This is a genomic window from Streptomyces pseudovenezuelae, assembly GCF_029892565.1.
Classification (GTDB): domain Bacteria; phylum Actinomycetota; class Actinomycetes; order Streptomycetales; family Streptomycetaceae; genus Streptomyces; species Streptomyces pseudovenezuelae_A.
Genome location: NZ_JARXVH010000002.1, coordinates 543,228 through 564,655, shown reverse-complemented (window position 1 = coordinate 564,655; position 21,428 = coordinate 543,228). Strand labels below are relative to the sequence as shown.

Here is a 21,428-nt window from a genome sequence, read left to right as displayed (position 1 = left end):
GGCGCGGGGCATGGTCGACCTCAACCCGTTCCACTACATCAACAAGTTCAACCACATGTTCGGCGACTCCGTCGCCAGCGGTCTGGAGTTCCTCGGCATCACCGACCCGGCGGTGGACCCGGACGGCGTACGCGAGATCGCGAAGAAGTGGCGGCGCCTGGCCACCGGTCTGGACGACGCGGCGGAGGCATCGCGCAAGGCGCTGGCGGACGTGGAGTGGGAGGGCAAGGCGGCCAAGGCCTACAACAAGCGGGCCAAGGCCGCTCGCAAGCAGGCCACGGAGATGGCGCACTCGCTGCGGGAGGGTGCGAAGGCGCTGGACGACTTCGCGGACAAGGCACATGAGTTGCTGTCCGAGATCGGCGTGATGCTGGCGGAGATCGTCGAGTTCGAGATCGCCGGACTTGCGCTGTCCATCCTCACCGCCGGCGCCTCCGAGGTGGCCTCGACGCTGATAGCGGGCGAGCGCGCGCTGAAGGTCGTCGCGCTGATCGGCCGGATCGAGGAGGAGGGCACCGCGCTGGGCTCCGTGGTCCGCGGGATCATGGAGGTCATCCGGGGGGTGGAACGGGCGCTGAAGGCGCTCAAGGAGATCCGCGGGGTCGCCGAGGTGGCCAGGATGGCCAAGGGCGGCATGGAGTTCACCGCGTTCCAGACGCTGCTGGAGGACCCGGGCGCGTTCAAGGACCCGGAGAAGCTGGCGGGCCTGCTCACCGAGGGCGCGTTGATGGGTGTCGGTTTCGGCATGCTGGGCAAGGCACTCGGCAAAGGCCTCAAGGCGTTGGGGCCGGCGGCTCTGGCCAGGCTCAGCAAGAGCATGGGCCTGGACTGCGCCGCCTTCGAACGCCTCAGGCTCAACCCGGGTTTCGACAAACTGCCCGCCTCGATCCGCAACGTGGTCAAGACGTTTGTGCGGGACCCGATAGACGTGGCCACCGGCGACATGGCCCTGCCGCGGGTCGATGTCGAGTTGCCCGGCGTGCTGCCACTGATCCTGGAGCGCACCCACGTCTCGTCCTACCGCTTCGGCGGCTGGTTCGGCCCCAGTTGGGCCTCCACGCTCGACCAGCGCGTCCAGGCCGACGACGAGGGCTTCGTCTACGCCACCGCGGACGGCGCCCGCCTCTGCTTCCCGCCACTGGACCCGCAGGCCACTACATCGGTCCGTCCGCTGACCCCGGGCTCATGCCTGGCCCTGTCATGGGACGACGAGGTCGACGGCGCGGTCCGAGTCACCGACCCCGACACCGGCCTGGTCCACGTCTTCCACAGCCCGGTCACCGCGGCCGGTGACACGGCCGTCGACCTGCCCCTGCAGTACATCCAGGACCGCAACGGAAACCGCGTCACCATCGAGTACGCACAGGGCGACATCCCCGGCGCCGTGGCGCACTCCGGCGGCTACCGCATCGCGATCGATCACGACCGGTCCCGTTCCCGCGTCACCGGCCTGCGCCTTCTCGACCCCGCCCGCCCCGACCGGCCCGGCACCACCCTGCTCACCTTCGCCTACGACGAGCAGGGCCACCTCACGGAGGAACGCAACTCCTCCGGCCTGCCGACGCGTTACACCTACGACGCCGCGGGCCGCATCACCTCCTGGACCGACCGCAACGACACCACCTACTGGTACACGTACGACGAACGCGGTCGCGTGGTGGCCACCGGCGGTACCGGCGACGCGCTGGCCTCAACTCTCACCTACGACGACTCCACCCGCACCACCCGAGTGACCGACTCCCTCGGTCAGACCCGTGTCTACGACCACAACGAGGCGCTGCGCCTCACACGCGAGACAGATCCACTCGGCAACGTCACCGAGTACCAGTGGGACACGGAGCACCGCCTCACAGCGTCCACGGACGCGCTCGGCCACACCACCCGCTACTCCTACGACGAGGCCGGGAACGTCACGTCCGTCGTCCTTCCCGACGGATCGACCGGCACCTCGGAGTACAACGACCTGCGCCTCCCGGTCCGTGTCACCGAACCCAACGGGGCCGCATGGGTCCACGAGTACGACCGCCACGGCCGTCCGCTGGCGACCCGGGACCCGATGGGCGGCGAGACCCGCTACCGGTACAACGAGTCGGGCCACCTGGTCGAGATCACCGACGCGCTCGGGAACTCCCGACGCATCACCAACGACAAAGCCGGCCTCCCTCTCCGCATCACCGACGCTCTCGGCCACACCACCCGGATCGTCAGAGACACGTTCGGCCGAGTCGTCGAGGCCGTCGCCCCCCTCGAACGCAGCGTGCGTCTGGCATGGACGACCGAAGGCCGGCCCACTCTGCGCGAGCAGGCCGACGGCACCCGCGAAACCTGGTCATGGGACGCGGAGGGAAATCTCCTGTCGCACACGGACGGGAACGGCACCGCGACCTCCTACTCCCGCACGCACTTCGGCCTGGCCGGCACCCGAACCGATCCCGGCGGTGCCACGTACACCTTCGCCTACGACACCGAACTCCGCCTGACCGAGGTCACCAACCCCGCCGGACTAGCGTGGCGTTACACCTACGACGCCGCCGGCCGACTGGTCACAGAGACGGACTTCAACGGCCGCACCCTGACCTACGACCACGACAGAGCCGGCCAACTCGTCACGCGAACGAACGGGCTGGGCGAGGCGATTCACTACACGCGTGACCCAAGAGGCCACGTCACGCAGCAGCGCAGCACAGACGACGTCACCACCTTCGCCTACGACCCGAGCGGTCATCTCGTGCGAACGGCCAACGCGGACGCCGAGATCACCTTCGAACGCGACCCGATGGGCCGCACGGTCTCGGAAGACGTGAGCGGCGACGTGACCCGCTACTCCTACGACGAACTCGGCCGCTGCGTACGTCGTGTCACCCCGGTCGGCCACACGTCGGTCTGGTCGTACAACGCGCAGGGCCTGCCCACCGCACTCGCCACCGACGCGGGCGACCTGGCCTTCGCCTACGACGCCGCAGGGCGCGAAACCTCACGAAGCCTGGGCGAGGGACTCACCCTCACCCAGGCCTGGGACGCCACCGACCGCCTGACCGCCCAGAACGTCACACAACTCGCCGCTGGCACCGAGCACCTGGTCCACAGCCGCACCTATGCCTACCGCCCGGACGGCTATGTGACGGAGATCAACGACCTCCTCTCCGGAACACGGCGCTTCGAACTGGACCCGGCAGGCCGGGTCACCAGCGCCCACGCCGACAACTGGCGCGAGCACTACACCTACGACAGCACCGGACGCCTCACTCAGGCAGTGCTGCCCGACGACCCCGCTCCCCAGGGGCACGAGTACAGCGGGAACCAACTGCGCACATCCGGGCGCACCACCCTGCACTACGACGCCGAGGGCCGCGTCGTCCGCATGTCCCGCAAGCTGCTCGACGGCCGGCGCCGGATCTGGACCTACGAGTGGAACCCCGAGAACCGGCTGACCCACGCCACCACACCGCAAGGCCAGACCTGGCGGTACCGGTACGACCCCCTGGGCCGGCGGACCGCGAAGCAACGGCTGTCGGAGGACGGATCGGTCGTCGAGGAGACGCGGTTCAGCTGGGACGGCTCCCGTGTCGCCGAACAGACCGGTCCGGACGGCGGTGTCACCACGTGGGACTACGCTCCCGACTCGCACCGGCCGCTGGCCCAGAGCGACCGCACGACCTCACAGGCGGAACCCTCCGCGCGAGGCGGCTCACCCCGCTTCCACGCTGTGCTCACCGACCCCGTGGGCACGCCCACGGAGCTCATCGGCCCGGACGGAAACATCGCCTGGTCGGGGCGCGCCACGCTGTGGGGGACCTCCGTGGTGACGTCGGCGGTGCCCCCGCGGTCCGCCGACTGCCCACTTCGTTTCCCCGGCCAGTACCACGACGCCGAAACCGGTCTCAACTACAACTGTCAGCGCTACTACGCCCCCGACGCGGGCCGCTACATCAGCCCGGATCCTCTCGGACTGGAGGCGGGTCCGGACAACTACGGGTACGTGCCCAACCCGCTGGCCTTCCTGGATCCCCTGGGGCTGCAATGCACGGAGGGCGGCCCCGTCGAGGTCACCGTCCAGTGGCTTGAGGGGATGCCCAAACAGCAATTCAGGATGAAGGCCGACGCGCTTCTGAAGCTGAGCGATGCGGGAGTTCTGTTCAAAGCGCCCAACCCCGTGGCCCGTGATACATCGATCACCAACAACTACAAGCGAGACCTGATACGCCGCGTTTACGATCAGTTCGGAAAGACCAACCGCGAGTTCGCGGACACGCTGCGCAGTAGAATCCTCCAGAGGATGAACCCCGATCACGTGTGGGAACTGCAGTTGGGAGGACCCGATGCCGCGACCAACCTGCACATCCTTGACGCGTTCACCAACCAGCGGATCGGGAACCAGATCTGGAATCAAATCAGAAAACTTCCCGACCACACTCCCCTGAAGATTAGAATCGAGGGCCCCGAATGATCTCCCGGGAACTGGAAGAACTCCTGGCGACGGCACGTTCCCTGCTCGTCGACGATTTCGAACTGGGCATGATGAACAGCGTCTCCGCCGGGTACTCCGGGCGCCCCCTCCCCTCTGACGTCCCCGCCGACTACGTGGACTTCCTGGGCAAGGCGGACGGGGGGATCTTCGGCTCCCTGGTGCTCTTCGAGGCGAAGGTCGTGGTCGACTCGCAGTTCTACGCAGACCCCAGGGAAGGCACTCCGGTACAGCTGAACCGGGAAGAATGGTTCTGCATCGGCAAAATCAACGAGGACCCCGTCTTTCTCCACCGCCCGACCGGCGAAGTCTGGGGCTTCCCCGACACCGGTGTGATCTGGTGGCAGAGCGAGGTCTTCGAAAAGCTCGCCGACGACCTCAACCGCTTTCTCCTCGACAAGGCCTTCGGCAGCGGATATCAGGAGATCACCGGAGAGGACCCCGACGATTCGTGGCCAACGGTTCTGCGGCAGCTGGATCGCATTTCTTAGCCGGGCCGAAATATCCCTTTGCCGGCGGGCGCGGACCCTACGGTGCTCGGCCGACGCCACGCCCGTGGCCCTGCCCGGTCCTTGGAGAAGACTGGCTGGCCTGGATCTTGTCGGGCTGAATTACGCGTGCGTAGCGTGTGTTGTGGCCTGGTGCCAGAGTGGTGTGGCCACGGCGACGTCGGCGAAGGGGCTGACCAGCCAGGCCAGGGGAAGAGTGCGGACGGTGTGCGCTCTGATCGCCGGGGGTTGTCGTGGTGACGTTCAGACTTCTCGGGCCCGTCGAGGTGGTGGGCCGCGGCCCGGTCGACGTGGATCCTCCGCAGCGGCGGAGCGTGATGGCGGTGCTCGCGGTGGACGCCGGCCGTCGTGATCCTGGTTGATCACCACGCTGCCCGAGCAGCTACGGCGCTCGCTGACCTGGGCCCGACCCCGGCATCCGGGGCGGAGCCTCTGCGCGTTGGAACGGGTATCCGCTGCGCACGGTTCGCGACTCTTTCCTGAGCTGGCACAACCAGCTCTGGCTCCTGGCGGGGCGATCCGGCTGGCCTCCCGACAGGCGGTCTTCTCAGCGGCTCGGCCGACGTGCTGTCATCCAGGGATGGAAGCGGTCCTCACAAGCGCCGTAGCCATCGTCGGGACCCTGCTCGGCGTGGGCTTCAGCTACCTCGTACAGCACCGGATGACCACCCGTAACGAGCGGTTCTCCCGCTGGCGGTTCCTGCAGGAGGAACGCATGGCCGCCTACAGCGCGTACGCGGCCTCACTGGCGCAGTGTCGCCGCAGCGAACTTGACCGCTGGCACCGGGCCCAGGAAAACCCCGGCAGTGCGGAGGCCACGGACGCGCGTCTTGAGTCCTACCGGCTACGCGGAGTGGCGCGTCAGGAACTCTTCCGGATCCGCCTGGTCGCCCAGGCGCCCGACCTCGTCCGGCTGGCCGAGGAGGCGCTGCACCAGGTGAGCGCGATCCACGAGGCTCATGACGAGCAGGCGTGCCATCGCAGCGGTCACGACGCCCGCCGGGCCGTCGAGGACTTCGCACACGCCGCCGGACAGCAGATCACCTCCTGAAATGCCGCCTCTCCGAAGGTGGTTGCTAGTCGCAGTGGCGCAGCTCGTTGCGGATGTGGTCGGCTACGTCGTCCGGACAACCGGGCAGGGCGAGCAATCCCGCGGCCCGTCCCTCGCGCCGCCTGCCGTCGATGTCCAGGACCGCGTCGGCGATCGCGTACTTGATGCCGGGCGCGAGGTCCGTACGCGCGAAGAGCCAGTCCAGCCAGTCCAGCCCCTCGGAGTCACGGCGGCCGACCCCCGTGAGCAGGGTCGCGGCCCATGTCCGCGTAGAGCGCCTCGGCGCCGGCCACCGCGAGACGATGGCGGCCAGGGGCGAAGAAGGCAGTGCCCCAGCGGCCCACCAGCGGGCACAGGGCGGCTGAAGGGTGGGTCCACCTCTGCGCAAGCGGCTGGATGAAGGTGACGTGCCGCGTCAGGCCGCTTCGCCGACGAGGAGACCCGGCAGGATGATGTCGAGCGCCCCCGTGAGTCGCTCGTGGAGGTCGAAAGGGGCTGGCTCTTCTCGGATCCAGCGCAGGATTGTCGTGAAGTAGCAGGCGGCCAGCAGTTGTCCGGCCTGGTCGCAGCCGACGTCCGCCCTGATCTCCCTGCGCTGCTGACCCTGTTCGACGATCCTGGCGAGTTCGATCTCCAGAGACGGATCCTGAAGGAGGCTGCCATACCGCGCGGAGGCATCCATCAGGACGGTGGTCTCGGCGCGGGAGGCGACGTTGAGGTCGGCCATCTCCTTCAGGTAACGGCGCAGCCGGTCTCCGACCGGCAGGTCCTCGGCGCGCTGGGAGCCGAGGATCTCGTTGACGCGGACGCGGCGGCGGGCTCCCCATTCCTCGAGGAACCCGACCTTCTGTGAGAAGTAGTTGAAGACGGTGGCCCGGGCGACGTCGGCGGTTTCGGCGATCTGGTCCATGGTCGTCGCCTCGTACCCCTGGGTGACGAACAAGTGCAGCGCCGCGGCGTAGAGCTGGTCGCGCACCTGCTGTCGCTTGCGTTCCCGGCGTCCGACGGGTGGCGCTGCGGGCACGACTTCGACTCCCGCCTCCGGGATCTTCATGGCCTCCAGTACAGCACAGGGCTGCACGGGTATTGACGCCGCCATACCACCTTCTTAGATTGTCCTCCATTGATGGACTCCAGTCCAAAAATACACTGAGGTCTCGCTCTCTGATGCGGGACGAGACAGGAGGCAACGTGGCTTCCGTGGCATCCCGAACAGGCTGTGTCGAACTCGGACACGGCTGTTACGCCTGGATCGCGGGCGATGCCGGATGGGGCATGAGCAACGCCGGGCTGATCACCGGCCGGGGCGAGTCACTGCTCGTCGACACCCTCTACGACCTGCGGCTGACCAGGACCATGCTCGACGCGCTGACGCCGCTGACCGCCACCGCGCCGATCGCCACCGTGGTCAACACCCATGGCAACGGCGACCACTGGTTCGGCAACCAGCTCGTGACCCACGCCGAGATCATCGCGGCCCGCGGGTCCGTGGCGGACATGCGCCAGGTGGGTCCGGCCGAGATGCTGGCGCTGACCAACATGGACAGTCCCGCCGGACACTTCGCGCGACGGATCTTCGGCCGCTTCGACTACGCCGGCATCGAACCCGCACTGCCGAACCGGATCTTCGACGGCGAGACGGTTCTGGACATCGGCGGCACCGAGGTCCGCCTCATCGACGTGGGCCCCGCGCACAGCGCCGGGGACACGATCGTGCACGTGCCGCAGGCCCGGACGGTCTACACCGGCGACATCGCCTTCGCCGGGGCGGCGCCGGTCGTCTGGCACGGCCCCTTCACCCGCTGGCTCGCCGCCTGCGACCTGTTGCTCGGCCTCGACGCGGACATCGTCGTACCCGGCCACGGCCCTGTCACCACCAAACAGACGGTCCGTGAGATCCGCGACTATCTCGAATACGTCCATGAGCAGGCCGCCGCGCGGTTCACCACCGGCATGCCGGTCATGGACGCGGCACGCGACATCCGCCTCGGCCGCTTCGCCGACCTTGACGAGAGTGAACGCCTCGCCGTCAACGTGCACACCGTCTACCGGGAGCTCGACCCCGCGCTGCCCCCACTCGACGGCCCCGGGCTGTTCGGCTGCATGGCCGAGCTCTGCCCCCGCGTCTGACGACGCTCCCCCGCTCGCCCTGCCGAGGCCCCGCCCTCCGCAACCGGCGCACCGCCCCCTCCGGTGCGCCCAACTCCCCGCATTCCCCCTTCGGGCCGTACGTCCCGCCAACCCTGCCAAGGAGGAGACATGGTCTCCGTCCCCGCCTACGACCCATCCGCCGCCCCGTCGTCGTCCGACACCCCACCGGCCGCCACGGCACGCCACACCCGCACGATCATCGCCGGTTGTCTGGCCGTCTGCCTGGCCCAGATCGGACTGGTCCTGCCCGCCGCGATCAACGGCGTCATGCAGCGAACCCTCCATGCGTCCGGCGGAGAACTGACCTGGATCAGTGACGCCTTCCTGGTGCCCGCCGCCGTCCTCGCGCTGACCTTCGGCGTCGTGGGCGACCTGTACGGCCGTAAGAAACTGGTGGTGGGCGCGGCACTGGTGTCCGCCGTCGGCTACCTGGTGTCCGCCACCTCGGACTCGGCAGCCCAGCTGATCACCGGGCAGGCGATCTCCGGCATCGGAGCCGCCGCGCTCTTCCCCGCCTCCTTGTCCATGATCACCGCGGTCACGACCACCCCGGCCGCACGGGCCAAGGGGCTGGCCTCCTGGACCACGGCCCTGTCGCTCGGCGCCTTCCTCGCCCCGCTGATGTCCGGCGGGATCGTCGAACACGCCTCCTTCCAGTGGGCGTTCGGCGTGACCGGCGTGCTCGCCGTGATCACCGCGTTGGGTGCCTGGCTGCTGGCCACCGAGTCCAGCGCCCCCGAGGGCCGCTCGCTCGACTGGCCGGGCCAGATCGCCATCGCCGTGGCCATGCTCGCCCTGCTGTACGGCATCATCCAGGGCCCCTCCGACGGCTGGAGTTCGACTCCCGTCGTCGCGTCCTTCGTCGCCTTCGCCGTGTTCATCGTCGCGTTCGTGCTGGTGGAGAGCCGCAGCACGGCCCCGATGCTGCGCCTGGAGCTGTTCCGTATCCCGGCCTTCGCCGCGTCGGCCGCGATGGCGGTGATCGGCATGTTCGGCTTCCTCGGCGGCGCGTACGACCTGAGCATCCGCCTCGGCGTCATCCAGCACCAGGGCCCCTTCCAGGCCGCAGTGCCCTTCCTGATCGTCCAGGGCGTCACCCCGCTCATCTGGCCGCTGCTGGTCCGGATGCTGCACCGGGTGGGCCCCGGCCCCATGCTCGTCACCGGGTTCGTCTCACTGGCCGGCGCCCAACTGTGGCTGCGGGCGGTGCCGATCCACGAAAGCGGCCTGATCCCCCTGCTCGGGCCGCTGGTGCTCAACGGTGTCGGCTTCGGTCTGGTCGTCGCCGCCCTCACCGCCGCCGCCGTGAACGTCGTACCGCCCAAGCTGACCGGCATGGCGGGCGCCACCACCAGCCTGGTCCGCGACCTCGGCCAGACCCTCGGCCCCGCCATCGTCGGCGCCGTCGCCCTCGGCATGGCCGCACGTCAAATCACCGGCAGCCTCGCCGACGCGGGCCTGACCCCCAAGGAGCACGGCATCGCCTCCGCCGTCCTGCACGAGGGCGGCCCGCTCGCGCTGCACACCGCCGACCTCGGTCCGCTCAGCGCCAAGCTCGCCCCGTACACCACGGAGGCACTTGCCCGCGGCTACAACAACGGACTGATCCTCACCGCCGTCGCCTGTCTGGCCGCCGCTGTGATCGCCGCCGTCTTCGTCGGCTTCGGGCCCAGCGGCACGCGGCCGGCCGAGTCGGAGGGGAGCGCGGCATGAGGTTCGCGACCTTCGTCCACGACGGGAAACGGCAGCCGGGAGTTGTCGCCGACGACCAGGTCCACCCGTTCGAGTACCCCGTCGAACTGCTGGATCTGATCGTGGAGGGCGAGCAGTCCCTGCGCGGGGCGGGCGAACGCGCCCTGACCGGCTCCCTGCCGCTGCCCCTGGCCGACGTACGGCTGCTGCCACCGCTGCGACCGCCGACCGTACGTGACTACATGACCTTCGAGAGCCATGTCGCGGGCATCGCCCAGGGATACGGCGACACCGTGCCCGACGAGTGGTACGAAGCCCCCGCGTTCTACTTCACCAACCCGTACTCGGTGATCGGCGCCCACGACGACGTGCCGGTGCCGCCGGGTTGCGCACGCTTCGACTTCGAACTCGAAGTGGCCGCCGTCATCGGCAAGCCCGGCCGGGACCTGACCCCCGACCAGGCGCGCGAGCACATCCTCGGCTACACGATCCTCAACGACTGGTCCGCCCGCGACCTGCAAGGCCGCGAGATGAGGGTCAAACTCGGCCCGGCCAAGGCCAAGGACACGGCAACCACCCTCGGCCCCTGGCTCGTCACCGCCGACGAACTCGAACCCCACCGCAACCCGGAAGGCTTCCTCGACCTCGCCCTGACCGTCCAGGTCAACGGCGAGACCGTCGGCCATGACCGACTGGCCAACATGGCCTGGACGTTCGAGGAGATGGCGGCGTACGCCTCCCGCGGCACCTGGATCCGCCCCGGCGACGTCCTGGGCTCCGGCACCTGCGGCAACGGCGGCTGCCTGGCCGAACTCTGGGGCCACAGCGGCACCTTCGAACCCCCGCCGCTCGTCCCCGGCGACATCGTCACCATGACGGTCGAGGGCATCGGCACCATCAGCAACACCGTCATCGAGGGCGTCGCCCCGGTGCCCGTACCATCCGCCCGCCGCAGGCAGTGACCCCGTACCGGCTGGAATCGACCCGGAGCGAGGGCTCTCCCGAGCCCGAAGGCTCCGCTCCCTGAACAACCTGCCTCTGGCAGACCCCGGTGCCCGATACAGCGTCCGGCACCGGGAGAAAGGCATGAACAACGTGGACAAGGTCATGGCCTCGGCTGCCGATGCGGTCGCCGACATACCGGAAGGGGCCTCGCTGGCGGTGGGCGGCTTCGGGCTGTGCGGTATCCCCACCGTGCTCGTCGGCGCCCTGCTCGCGCAGGGCGCCGACGGCCTGCGCGTGGTCTCCAACAACTGCGGCGTGGACGGCCAGGGGCTCGGCATCCTGCTGGCGGCCGGCCGCATCGCCCGGGTGACCGGCTCCTACGTGGGCGAGAACAAGGAGTTCGCCCGCCAGTACCTCGCCGGTGAACTGGAAGTGGAGCTCACCCCACAGGGCACCCTCGCCGAACGGCTGCGCGCCGGTGGTGCCGGCATCCCCGCCTTCTACACCCCGGCCGGGGTCGGCACCCAGGTCGCCGATGGCGGACTGCCCTGGCGCTACGGCCCCGACGGCAGCGTCTCCGTGGCCTCCCCGCCGAAGGAGACGCGGGAGTTCCGCGGCCGGACGTACCTCCTGGAAGAAGCCGTCACCACCGACTTCTCCCTCGTACGGGCCGCCCGCGGCGACCGACACGGCAACCTCGTCTTCCACCGCAGCGCCGCCAACTTCAACCCCCTGGCGGCCATGGCGGGCCGGATCACCATCGCCGAGGTCGAGAAGCTCGTCGAACCCGGCACCATCGACCCCGACGCCGTCCACCTGCCCGGCATCTACGTCGACCGGGTCCTGGGCCCGGTCCCAGCTGACGACAAGGGCATCGAGAAGCGCACCGTCCGCACGCGTGAGGAGCGGCACTGATGGCCTGGACCCGCGACCAGATGGCCGCACGCGCCGCACGCGAACTGCCCGACGGCTCCTACGCCAACCTGGGCATCGGACTGCCGACCCTCATCCCGGGCCACCTCCCGCCCGGCGTGCACGTGGTGCTGCACTCGGAGAACGGCATCCTGGGCACCGGCCCCTACCCGTACGACGACGAGATCGACCCCGACCTGATCAACGCGGGCAAGGAGACCGTCACCGTGCTGCCCGGCGCCGCGTTCTTCGACTCCGCGCAGTCCTTCGGGATGATCCGCGGCGGCCGCATCGACGTCGCCGTGCTGGGCGGCATGCAGGTTTCCGCAGCGGGTGACCTTGCCAACTGGACCGTACCCGGAAAGATGATCAAGGGTATGGGCGGCGCCATGGACCTGGTGCACGGCGCCCGCAAGGTCGTCGTCCTCATGGAGCACACCGCCAAGGACGGCTCGCCGAAGATCGTCGACAGGTGCACCCTCCCGCTGACCGGGCAGGCATGCGTCCACCGCATCATCACCGACCTGGCCGTCCTCGACATCACGGCCGACGGCCTGTCCCTGGTGGAACTCGCCCCCGGAGTGACCCTCGCGGACGTCCGCGAGCGTACGGGCCCACCGATCCTGATACCTGCCTGGCCCTGACCCCCTCGACCGCGCAAGCGGAGGCCGACCCCCGCCCCGTCAGGGGTCGGCTCCCAGGCAGCTGCGGGCGCCTCCCCATACGGCACCGGAAACCGCAGGTCGAAATGAAGGCTGCCGTGGGGATCGTTCCGCGCGTCCACAGCTGCGGGGGCAACCACGAGACCCGAGGTCAGGCGACGCCCTGGTCGCCTGCAGTCACACCGCACCGCCTGCACCAGAAAGCACTTCCGCAGCGCCGACAGGACAGCCCAACGCAGCCACTTCCAATTCCCTGCGTCCTGCGAGCGTCCCGAATTCGGTGCCCAGCCATGCGCACACGCCACCCTTGGCTGCCTCACCACCTTCAACCGAACGCATACCTGCAGGTCAGCGACGTTCTAACTACCATCGAGGGCAACACCACAGAACTCGCGAGCAACGGATTCAGTCCGTTCAGGAAAAGTTGACGGTCCGACACCCAAAAAGGAACGTTTCCGCAGGTCAGAAGCCTGCGCAAGTGGGGCCGGTGGGACTCGAACCCACGGCCGACGGATTATGAGTCCCTTGAGGATCTTGGCGACCCATGTCGATCAATGGCAATCTTGGCCGTTTCCCCAGCTCAGACGCGGTATGGCGCCTCAGCGCTTCTCGGCCCTTGTCAGTCTTTTCCGATCCTTGTGTCCAACCTGCGTCCAGAACGCGTCCCGGATGGGCACGCTCACCCCTCGTCGAAGAGCGGCAGGGTCGGTTCCATTGGTCTCTCGGGTCGGAAGCGGACGGGGTGAGCCGTGCACTGGGCACTGACAGGTGTGGCTCAGCCACTCGTGGGGAAGCTCGCGGTGCTCATCGGGCACTGGGGCGGTCGCGTCGCGGCAGCCGCTGGGCGACCAGGTCGTAGGAATCTTCGACCGCGTCGGTGACCAGCCGCTCGGTGATGCCGGGGCCAGTCCCGAGCGAGATCCAGTGGCGTTTGTCGAGGTAGCGGCCCGGTGAGATCGAGGGGTAGCCGCTTACATGCGCGCGGGCGTGTTCGGGTTCGCACTTGACCGTGATGATCTGTTCGTCCGGGTCTTCGGTGACGATCAGGAACACTTCCCCCGCGACCTTGTACACGTCGAGTCCCGGGGTGAAGGGGTAGCCGTGGCTGACGCCGGGGAGGGCCAGGGCCGCCCGGCGGGCGGTGCCCTGGAGCCGCTCACCCGCCGCGCTCACCGGACCCCCCGCGTGCCGGTGCCGTAGGTGTGCGGGTCGACAGGCCGCTCGGCCTTGGGCAGGTGGGCGACGACGAGCCGGTAGGAGTCGGTGACGAGCTCCCTGACGAGTTCCTCGTCGACGCCTTCTCCGCTCTCCAGGGTGATCCAGTGCTTCTTGTTCATGTGGTAGCCGGGAGTGATGTGGCTGTACTGCTCCCGCAGGGCGTGGGCCTCTCCGGGGTCCGCCTTGAGGATCACGACGGGCCGCCCGGGGACGTCGGTCATCAGCATGAACACCTTGCCGCGCACCTTGTAGACCTCCCAGTCGGGGCCGAAGGGGTGCTCCAGCTGTGCTCCGGGGAGTTCCTCCGCGCAGTCGGCGGCGGTCTTGTGCAGGGTCGATGCGTTCATGGGCTGTGGGCCCTCTCAGGTGGTGACGGGCTGCGGCATCGCAGGAGGTGGAGGGCGCGCCGCGCGGGCGCGGTGGCACGTTCCATCCTTCCGTCGAAACCGACCGGAAGGGCGGTAGGCTGCGGACACGTGATGGTCGACAAGCGACACCCACACCCGAGCGAAACCGCGGCCGGTCTGGCTGCGGTTCGGCTGTACGGTTTCCAGCCCCCGGTCGGTACGCCGTACGGCCTTGAGGTGAGTACCGTCGAGGATTTCTTCGCCCAGCACGACGACTGGCCGTGGAACCCTCCACGTCCGGGCCGTGCCACCTTCCACTACCTCATCGCGGTCACCGAGGGTGAGCTGCTGCATGACGTCGATCACGTCACGCGGACGGTCGCCGCCGGCCAGTGGCTGTGGGTGCGTCCCGGGCACGCGCAGTGCTGGCATCCGCCCGGCGCGGCCCGCGGCCCGTTCATCCTGTTCGAACCGGACGTACTGCGGCCCGACCTCGCCCGTCTCCTGGCCCCGCTCACTGCGCACGAGGCCCCTGCCGTGCTCAGCCCGCATCCCGACGACACCGCCTGGCTCCAGCAGACGGCACTCCAGCTCCTGGACGAACACCGCGCACTGGGGCGCCGCCCCCTCGACATCCACCACGCCCTGCGGCGCAGCCTGCTCGAATCACTGCTGCTGCGCCTGGCCGACTCCCCGGGCATCGCCCCCATCGGCACGGCCACGGCCCACGCGGGCCGCGCCGACCGGTACCGGCGCTTCCTGGACGCCTTGGAGCTGCACTTCCGCGAACTCCACCAAGCCGCAGACTACGCCGAGTTGCTCGGCTGCTCCGTCCGCACCCTCAGCCGCGCCGCCCAAGACGCCACCGGCAAGGGAGTACGTGAACTCATCGACGAGCGGCGCCTCCTCGAAGCCCGGCGCCTGCTGAGAGGCGCCCAATGGGATGCCCGGACCGTGGCCGTGCACCTCGGCTTCACCGATCCCGCGAACTTCGGCCGCTACTTCCGCGACCGCACCGGCCTCACCCCGGCCGCCTTCGCGGCCGGCGAATCCCCGATTCTCCCCCCTCGCTCCCTTGGTTGACGAGATCTCGGTGGTTTCCGGCTGGGTCTCAGTCGATGGCCTCGATGGCGACGTCGACCGCGCCGTCGTACTTCTTGAGGGCATCGGCCCCCAAGTGGTCGATTTTCCCGAGGATCACGATGCCGGGGTCGGGGATGGACTCGCCGTCGTTGTCATAGAAGACGGCGATGTCGGGACCAGGTGACCAGTAGGCGATGTCGCCGATCTCGTAGCTGAACCGCGGCTCGCCTCCCACGGCGAGAGACCGGGACAGGTGACCGTACTTCTCGCGCTTGAACAGGTCATCCATCCGCAGAGTCAGCGGAAGCAGCGAGGCGAAGTCGCGTGCCGTCGCGTTGTCGTCGAGGGTTGCGTTGAGGACGGTCGCTCCGGCGGTCAGTCGGATTCTCATAGGGGTTCCGCTCTTCGGGGTGTAGTTGCAGTGATCGTCAGGCCGACTCGGACGCCGCGTTCATCGGGTACGAGCTTCACTTCGGCACGGACCGCGTGAAGGCAACTTCGACGTCACCGCGATGGCAAGTCGGTTGACTTATCATTCTCGGCCGCCGGGCCGGTTGACGATGATGACCCGCACGTCACCTGTGCGGCGTCACCGGCTGCTGTCGACCGGCGCGTGCGGGCCGCGTGGAGGGGCGGTTCAGTCGGTGGTGAAGCTGGACAGCATCGCGGCCGGGAGGCGGCTGCCTGCCGAGCCGTGGGGAAGGATCTCAGTGATGCGGGCCAGATCAGCGACGGAGAGCTGGACGTCGGTGGCGCCAGCGTTCTCCTTGAGGCGCTTGGTGCTGCGAGTGCCGGGAATGGGCGCGACGTCCTCGCCCTGGGCGAGCAGCCAGGCCAGCGCGAGCTGGGCGACGGTGATACCCGCGGTGTCGGCCAGGTCCTTGAGCTGCTCGGTGGCGTGCAGGTTGTACGTGTAGTTCTCGCCCTGCCAACGCTCGTCCCAGCTGCGCATGTCGTCCGCGGGGTATTCGCCGGCGGGCTTGACCTGGCCGGTGAGGAAGCCGCGACCGAGCGGGGAGTAGGGCACCAGGCCGACGCCGAGTTCCCGCAGAACGGGAAGGATCTTCTCCTCGACCTCCCGCTCGAAGAGCGAGTACTCGTACTGGAGCACGGAGACCGGGGTGACGGCGTGGGCGCGGCGGATGTACTGGGGGCCGACGTTGCTCAGGCCGAAGTACTTCACCTTGCCTTCGGTGATCAGTTCGCCGACCACGCCGGCGACCTCCTCGACCGGAACGTCCGGGTCGGAGATGTGCTGGTAGAAGAGGTCGATGCGGTCGCTCTGCAGGTAGCGCAGGCTGTTCTCGGCGACCTTGCGGATGTTTTCCGGGCGGCTGTTGAAGCCGGGGCTGAGCGCCGGGGCGGTCATGTCGAAGCCGAACTTGGTCGCGAGGACCACCTCGTCGCGGAAGTCTTTGACCGCCTTGCCCAGGAGGATCTCGTTGCTGCCGGTACCGGCGCCGTACAGCTCGGCGGTGTCGAAGAAGTCGATCCCGAGTTCGTGGGCGCGGCGAATGGTCGCGAGGCCCTCGTCGTCGTTCGAGGCGCCGTAGGCCATGGACATGCCCATGGTCCCCAGACCGAGCGCCGAGACGCGCAGGCCCTGAGAGCCCAGATTGCGGTGCTGCATGAGTTCACTCCCTCAGTGGTTCGCCGGCTTCACCCGCAGAGGCCAAACCGAACTGTTCCGTTTGACCCTACGCGCCGATCAGCCGGATGCCAAACCAAACGGTTCGGTGCTCTATCCTGGGCCCATGTCCCAGTCCCGCGACTCCGGCCAGACCGCAGCTCCCGCCGCCGCCGACACCACGCGCGAGCGCATCCTTGCCGCTGCCATGGAGGAGTTCGCCCGCCACGGCATCGCCGGCGCCCGCGTGGACCGCATCGCCAAGCTCGCCAAGACCAGCAAAGAACGCGTCTACGCCTACTTCCGCAGCAAAGACGCGCTCTATGCCGCTGTCGCTGCACGGGAGTATGACGTCATCGCCGAGGCCACCCAGATAGACCCGACCGACCTCCCTGGCTACGCGGGCCGCCTGTTCGACTACTTCGTCGCCCGTCCAGACCACCACCGCCTGATCACCTGGGGCCGCCTCGAGCTGCCGGGCACCGCTACCGGTGCCGACGATCCCACCCAGGCAGCGATCACCCGCAAAATCGACCTGCTCCGCCAGGTGCAGCAGGCCGGACAGCTCGACCCCGCCTGGGACCCGGCCGACGTCCTCGCCCTGGTCAACCAGATCGCCACGACCTGGGCGTCACAACCCGAACTCAGCGAGGCCGCCGCCGCACACGCCGTGGACCCCACCACCGCCGCCCGCCGCGCCGCGGTGGTGACCGCTGTCGAGCGGCTTTTCCCTCGAGCACGCTGAGGTCGCCCGGACCGGCGGCAGCCTGCTCGAACATTACCGAAACGGTGCCGGCCGCCGTTACCGCTGCCCATGGGCGCATCCTGCTGACGAATCAGAGCTCCTGGCCAGGGGAACAGGCGCCTGGTGGGGCAGGCACGGGCGCCCCTTGCGCCTCACGCGGTGTCAGGATTTCGTGCTCACCGGCGCTTACGTTGTCGGCCCTCGCGCATCGGGAGTGGTTGGTTGTCGCTTCTCGGTTGCCCGGGTCTCAGTCGTCCAGGACGACGACGTGCTTGCCCGGCGTGGTGCCGGACTCGACGTCGGCCTGGGCGTCACGGACCTGTTCCAGGCCGTGGTAGACCTTCGCGACCGGGACGTTGAGGCGTCCTGCGGCGATGGCCTGGAGCTGGTGGGCGAAGACGTCGGCCGGGAGGTCGGCTGCCTGACCGCCATAGGACGTCAGCCGCACCCCGCCCGGGATCATGAACGGGCTGAAATCGGGGATCGTCCACTGGCCCGCCAGGGCTCCGGTGAAGCAGACAGTGCCGTGCCGGCGAACGGTGCGGAGGGTGTCGGCGAGGACCGAGCAGCCCACCAGCTCCAGTACGGCGTCGACACCCTCCGGCATCAGCTCGCGCACCTGGTCGGCGATCGTGCCGCTGTCGACGAGGGGATGGTCGACGCCTGCGGCCCGCAATTCCCCGGCCCGACCGGGGCTGCGGGTGGTGGACAGCACGGTGGCTCCGAGGTCCTTCGCGATGGTGGCCGCGCTCAGCCCGACCGTGGAGGTGCCGCCGCGGATCAGCAGCGTCTGCCCGGCCTTGAGGTCCAGGCCGGTGGTCAGCGATCCGTAGGCGGTCTGGAACATCTCCGGCAGCGCACCGACGACCTCCCACGGCAGACCGGACTCGAACGGGATGACCTGCCCGGCTGGGACGCTCACGTACTGGGCGTACGTGCCGTCGTAGGAGCGGCCCATGCCGCCCATCATCGTGGCCACCCGCTGTCCCGGCCGCAGCCCGCTGTCCTCATCGGCCTCATCGACCACGCCGACGCCCTCGATGCCGGGCACACGCGGGTAGCTGACCTCCGCATCCGACTCGCCCTTGCGGGTGGTGACCTCGGACTCGTTGACGCCGAACGCCTTCACCCTGATCCGCACCCAGCCGGGCTTGCGTGCGGGCACCGGCACATCCTGGATCTCCAGCGCGTCGAGGCCGCCGGGCCTGGTGACGACGACGGCCCGCATCGTCGCCCGTGCGGCGTCGCCGGCTGCTGTCGGTTGGCTCATGTCGGGTTCCTTACTCTGTTCGCCCCCGTGGTGCGCGGTTGGGTATCGCCCGATGACCGTCAGGGGCGGTCGATGCCCTCCCACAGGTCGAGGGCCTGCTGGTAGTGGGTGGTGGCCTCGAAGGGAGGGTTGCCGACGCTTTCCGAGGTGGGCCGGTTCGTGACGGCGGGCCACAGCCGGGGCTGCTCGCCTGTGGCGAAGTCGAGCACGATGTCGCGGATACGCTTGTCACGCTCGGCCTGTTCCGCGCTGCGGCCCGGCCGCTCCTGGCCGACCAGCGCGTACATCTCGGTGCCGTGCACGGCGGGCGCGCCCTCGGCGGGCCCGATCAGAAGGAGACGGGCGTTGCCGCCCGCCGCGGTGTGCGCCAGGGCGCCGCGGGCTGCGGGGAGCCCGAAGATGTAGTCCGACAGGAGTGCGGCGCGGACTTCGGCAGGGGTGCGGCCGCCCTGGTCGTAGGCGTCGACGATCTTCTTGGCGCGGGAGCGGGGAATGCGCCACCCGGCGACCTCGTCGACGATGCGGTCGACGGTGTGCGGGGCGAACCGGTCGAGGTCGTTCGCCACCCACCAGCCCATGTCGTCACTGGCCATGCTCAGCAGCACGTCGACATCACGGTGTGCGCCCGAGGCGAGTTCGTCCATGGGGTGGGCGTGCAGCACCGCGCCGGGCTGTCCGGCGTCCAGGACGACGCCGAGGCTCTTGCTGTCCATCCCGCCACGGACTCCGAGGTCCGTCGGGGTGACCTTGTGCAGGGCAGCCACCAGGGAGGCCGTATCAAGGTCGAGCAGCTTCTCCGGGTTGTCCGCGACGCCGAGCTCGGTGACGAACCGGTGGGCGAGTTCCTCGGCCCACCAGGCCGGCTGGAGACGCGAGGGCCCGGCGGAGAAGCCGGCCAATCGCCGGTACAGGCCGCCTGCGGAGGCGGCGCCGAGCAGCCCGAAGGTGGCATAGGCGCCGCCGCTGTGGCCGTAGACGCTGACGTTGTCGGGGTCGCCACCGAAGTGGGCGATGTTCCGCTTGATCCAGGTCAGTGCGGCGATGACATCCTGTAGGCAGAGGTTACTGGCCTCGGCGAGCCGCCCGCCGTACTGCGACAGCGAGAGCGCACCCAGCGCGCCGAGCCGGTAGTTGACCGACACACCCACCACGCGCCCCGACGCGGCGAGGCCGGAGGCGTTCGAGGTGATCTGCGTGTTCGCGCCGTACTCGAATCCGCCGCCGTGGATGTACACGGCCACCGGAAGCGCCGTCCCGGCCGGCTGCTCGGGAGCCCACACGTTCAGGTTCAGACAGTCCTCGCCCATCCCGCTGTCCGCTTCGAGCCAGTCGCCGCTGTCGGGCTGGACGGAGACGACGCCCTTGCGGTCATAGGGTCGGTCTGGATCGAAGTCCGCGACCACGGGGCGGCGGTACCGCTCGGCGGTGGCGTATGGGATTCCCCACCAGGACCGCACCCCTGGTGCAGTCGGAGCCTTGGGAGCGGTAGCGGTCATGTCATGTCCTTCCAGCGCGGTTCGGGCGTTCGCGCGGTGCTTCGGCGGCTGGTTGCTCGCGGTGACGTCTCTCATCGTTTCCCGGGATCCGACAAACCGCCCGGCGGGTGGCGGTCACCCGGTGGTCATCAGGTGACACTTGGGCAACAAGATCTCGGTGCAGGCCATGAGCTTCTCCTACATGGCCGACGGCCGGATCGTTGGCCAACGGGCCAGCCTGACCTCCCGCAAGAGGTCGGTCTCTTCTTCTTGATCCGGCGTCTTCGCGCGAACAGCGCCCGCTGCGGTGAGAGCTGTACTCCCTGCCACCGAGACCCGTAGGGGTGCGGTGTTGCGGCTGCTGAGGCGGTCGAGGGAGATGCGCAGGAGGAGGCGGCGCTCCTGGCCCGGATGGCTGTCGCCGGTCGTCAGGGCGGCCTGGCTCAGGGACCTGCTGAACAGAACCAGACCTCGGCGGTGAGATCGGGGCACAGCAGGCCGTCGTTCGTCACGAGCCTCGCCCGGCTCGCGATCGCGGTCGGCCGACGTCCTCCTGTCCAAATCCCGCGGTCTCCAGACCCTGGCAGAGACGGCCGCCGAGCTCGGCCGGCGAGCCCGCGCCGCGACACCCGAGGAGGCGGCCCGCGCCGGTGACCGGGTCGTGGTGAGTATCCCGCCGGCTCCCTACCGGGAGCTTTCCCGCCGCCGCGCTGTCGGGCAAAGTCGTGCTCGACATCGGAGCGTCCGTGACGCGCCGTACGACGAACCCGAGGACGGCCGCGTCGGCCTCGTCGAGCCACGCCACGTCGTCGGCGATCAGCAGCAGCACGCGCTCGGCGGCCCCGGGCAGCGGACCACGTCCCGCCTGAGCGATAGCCGTCGCTGCCCCGGGAGGAACGGGATGAGCAGGAAGACCGGCGGCTGTATGTGCGGGAGCCGCCCAGCCCGGCCGCTCCCGCCCCGCCTGTCGGTCCTCTCTGGGCCGTTTCCAGTACGGGCTGCTTTCGCGTCCCAACTCGGACCGCACGCCATTCGGGCTGCGTCCGTGCCCCGCCGGCCCGGCAGGCCGCCCACTCGAAGGTCCCTGGGCAGCACTTCCGGATCCTCGTGTCCAGCCAGCGTCCAGAATTCGACGTCCAGACGCTCGCACAGCCCGCCCACGACGCCATCCTCCAGCCGTGGGCTGATACGTCTGCGCAGGTCAAAGCGACCTCAACCAATGCTGATGGCAACGGAGTCGAACTCACGAGCAGCGGATTGAGCCCCGTGGGCCAAC

The 21,428-nt window shown here is 69.1% G+C and carries 19 protein-coding genes; 11 read left to right on the top strand and 8 right to left on the bottom strand.

The genetic code is table 11. From position 1 onward, the window contains the following. Positions 1–10: 10 nt before the first annotated feature. From M2283_RS07300 to M2283_RS07290, 3 genes are all read left to right on the top strand, one after another. Positions 11–4,447 (top strand): DUF6531 domain-containing protein, encoded by a 4,437-nt coding sequence (locus tag M2283_RS07300; RefSeq protein WP_280875259.1) that lies wholly within the window; start codon positions 11–13, stop codon positions 4,445–4,447. Continuing rightward, positions 4,444–4,956 (top strand): hypothetical protein, encoded by a 513-nt coding sequence (locus M2283_RS07295; protein WP_280875258.1) that lies wholly within the window; start codon positions 4,444–4,446, stop codon positions 4,954–4,956. The genes M2283_RS07300 and M2283_RS07295 overlap by 4 nt, the downstream gene beginning before the upstream one ends. Before the next feature lie 598 nt (positions 4,957–5,554). Next, on the top strand, positions 5,555–6,025 hold the full coding sequence (locus M2283_RS07290) for a hypothetical protein (protein WP_280875257.1): 471 nt from the start codon (positions 5,555–5,557) through the stop codon (positions 6,023–6,025). A 25-nt stretch (positions 6,026–6,050) separates the two neighbouring features. Here M2283_RS07290 and M2283_RS07285 read toward each other — a convergent pair whose 3' ends face one another. Together M2283_RS07285 and M2283_RS07280 are read right to left on the bottom strand one after the other, a co-directional pair. Further along, the gene (locus M2283_RS07285; protein WP_280875256.1) at positions 6,051–6,413 is read right to left on the bottom strand and encodes a hypothetical protein; all 363 of its coding nucleotides are present in this window, start codon (positions 6,411–6,413) and stop codon (positions 6,051–6,053) included. Positions 6,414–6,440: 27 nt separating this feature from the next. Then, positions 6,441–7,079, bottom strand: a complete 639-nt coding sequence (locus M2283_RS07280; RefSeq protein WP_280875255.1) for a TetR/AcrR family transcriptional regulator — start codon at positions 7,077–7,079, stop codon at positions 6,441–6,443. 146 nt (positions 7,080–7,225) lie between these two features. On the opposite strand from M2283_RS07280, the gene M2283_RS07275 reads away from it, so the two are divergent. The 5 genes from M2283_RS07275 to M2283_RS07255 all read left to right on the top strand — a co-directional run bounded on the left by M2283_RS07275 (position 7,226) and on the right by M2283_RS07255 (position 12,369). Continuing rightward, a complete protein-coding gene (locus M2283_RS07275) occupies positions 7,226–8,155 on the top strand; it encodes an MBL fold metallo-hydrolase (protein WP_280875254.1) in 930 nt (309 codons plus the stop codon). Positions 8,156–8,284: 129 nt separating this feature from the next. Next, positions 8,285–9,889: an MFS transporter gene (locus M2283_RS07270; RefSeq protein WP_280875253.1), complete on the top strand. Its 1,605-nt coding sequence runs from the start codon at positions 8,285–8,287 to the stop codon at positions 9,887–9,889. Continuing rightward, a complete protein-coding gene (locus M2283_RS07265; RefSeq protein WP_280875252.1) occupies positions 9,886–10,830 on the top strand; it encodes a fumarylacetoacetate hydrolase family protein in 945 nt (314 codons plus the stop codon). Before M2283_RS07270 ends, M2283_RS07265 begins: the two co-directional genes overlap by 4 nt. A 133-nt stretch (positions 10,831–10,963) precedes the next feature. Then, positions 10,964–11,728: a CoA transferase subunit A gene (locus M2283_RS07260; protein WP_280875570.1), complete on the top strand. Its 765-nt coding sequence runs from the start codon at positions 10,964–10,966 to the stop codon at positions 11,726–11,728. Next, on the top strand, positions 11,728–12,369 hold the full coding sequence (locus M2283_RS07255; protein WP_280875251.1) for a CoA transferase subunit B: 642 nt from the start codon (positions 11,728–11,730) through the stop codon (positions 12,367–12,369). The genes M2283_RS07260 and M2283_RS07255 overlap by 1 nt, the downstream gene beginning before the upstream one ends. 822 nt (positions 12,370–13,191) lie before the next feature. On the opposite strand, the gene M2283_RS07250 is transcribed toward M2283_RS07255, so the two are convergent. After that, positions 13,192–13,560 carry an MmcQ/YjbR family DNA-binding protein gene (locus tag M2283_RS07250; RefSeq protein WP_280875250.1) on the bottom strand — a complete coding sequence of 123 codons (369 nt, stop codon included), beginning with the start codon at positions 13,558–13,560 and terminating at the stop codon, positions 13,192–13,194. Beyond that, on the bottom strand, positions 13,557–13,952 hold the full coding sequence (locus tag M2283_RS07245) for an MmcQ/YjbR family DNA-binding protein (RefSeq protein WP_280875249.1): 396 nt from the start codon (positions 13,950–13,952) through the stop codon (positions 13,557–13,559). The genes M2283_RS07250 and M2283_RS07245 overlap by 4 nt, the downstream gene beginning before the upstream one ends. 237 nt (positions 13,953–14,189) lie before the next feature. Here M2283_RS07245 and M2283_RS07240 point away from each other — a divergent pair, with 237 nt between their 5' ends. Beyond that, positions 14,190–15,035, top strand: a complete 846-nt coding sequence (locus M2283_RS07240; RefSeq protein ID WP_280875248.1) for a helix-turn-helix domain-containing protein — start codon at positions 14,190–14,192, stop codon at positions 15,033–15,035. A gap of 28 nt (positions 15,036–15,063) precedes the next feature. Here M2283_RS07240 and M2283_RS07235 read toward each other — a convergent pair whose 3' ends face one another. After that, positions 15,064–15,426: a cyclophilin-like fold protein gene (locus tag M2283_RS07235; protein WP_280875247.1), complete on the bottom strand. Its 363-nt coding sequence runs from the start codon at positions 15,424–15,426 to the stop codon at positions 15,064–15,066. Between the two features lie 246 nt (positions 15,427–15,672). Beyond that, positions 15,673–16,665, bottom strand: a complete 993-nt coding sequence (locus M2283_RS07230; protein WP_280875246.1) for an aldo/keto reductase — start codon at positions 16,663–16,665, stop codon at positions 15,673–15,675. Positions 16,666–16,789: 124 nt separating this feature from the next. Between M2283_RS07230 and M2283_RS07225 the strand changes: the two genes are divergently transcribed. Then, entirely contained in the window at positions 16,790–17,407 is a 618-nt protein-coding gene (locus tag M2283_RS07225) for a TetR family transcriptional regulator (protein ID WP_280875245.1), read from the top strand. Between the two features lie 247 nt (positions 17,408–17,654). Here the strand turns inward: M2283_RS07225 and M2283_RS07220 are convergent, their stop codons facing one another. Both M2283_RS07220 and M2283_RS07215 read right to left on the bottom strand, forming a co-directional pair. Next, a complete protein-coding gene (locus M2283_RS07220; protein WP_280875244.1) occupies positions 17,655–18,677 on the bottom strand; it encodes an alcohol dehydrogenase catalytic domain-containing protein in 1,023 nt (340 codons plus the stop codon). A 59-nt stretch (positions 18,678–18,736) separates the two neighbouring features. Then, on the bottom strand, positions 18,737–20,173 hold the full coding sequence (locus M2283_RS07215; RefSeq protein ID WP_280875243.1) for a carboxylesterase family protein: 1,437 nt from the start codon (positions 20,171–20,173) through the stop codon (positions 18,737–18,739). Positions 20,174–20,705: 532 nt separating this feature from the next. On the opposite strand from M2283_RS07215, the gene M2283_RS51605 reads away from it, so the two are divergent. Continuing rightward, positions 20,706–21,413: an NAD(P)-binding domain-containing protein gene (locus M2283_RS51605; RefSeq protein ID WP_348538900.1), complete on the top strand. Its 708-nt coding sequence runs from the start codon at positions 20,706–20,708 to the stop codon at positions 21,411–21,413. Positions 21,414–21,428: the final 15 nt, after the last annotated feature.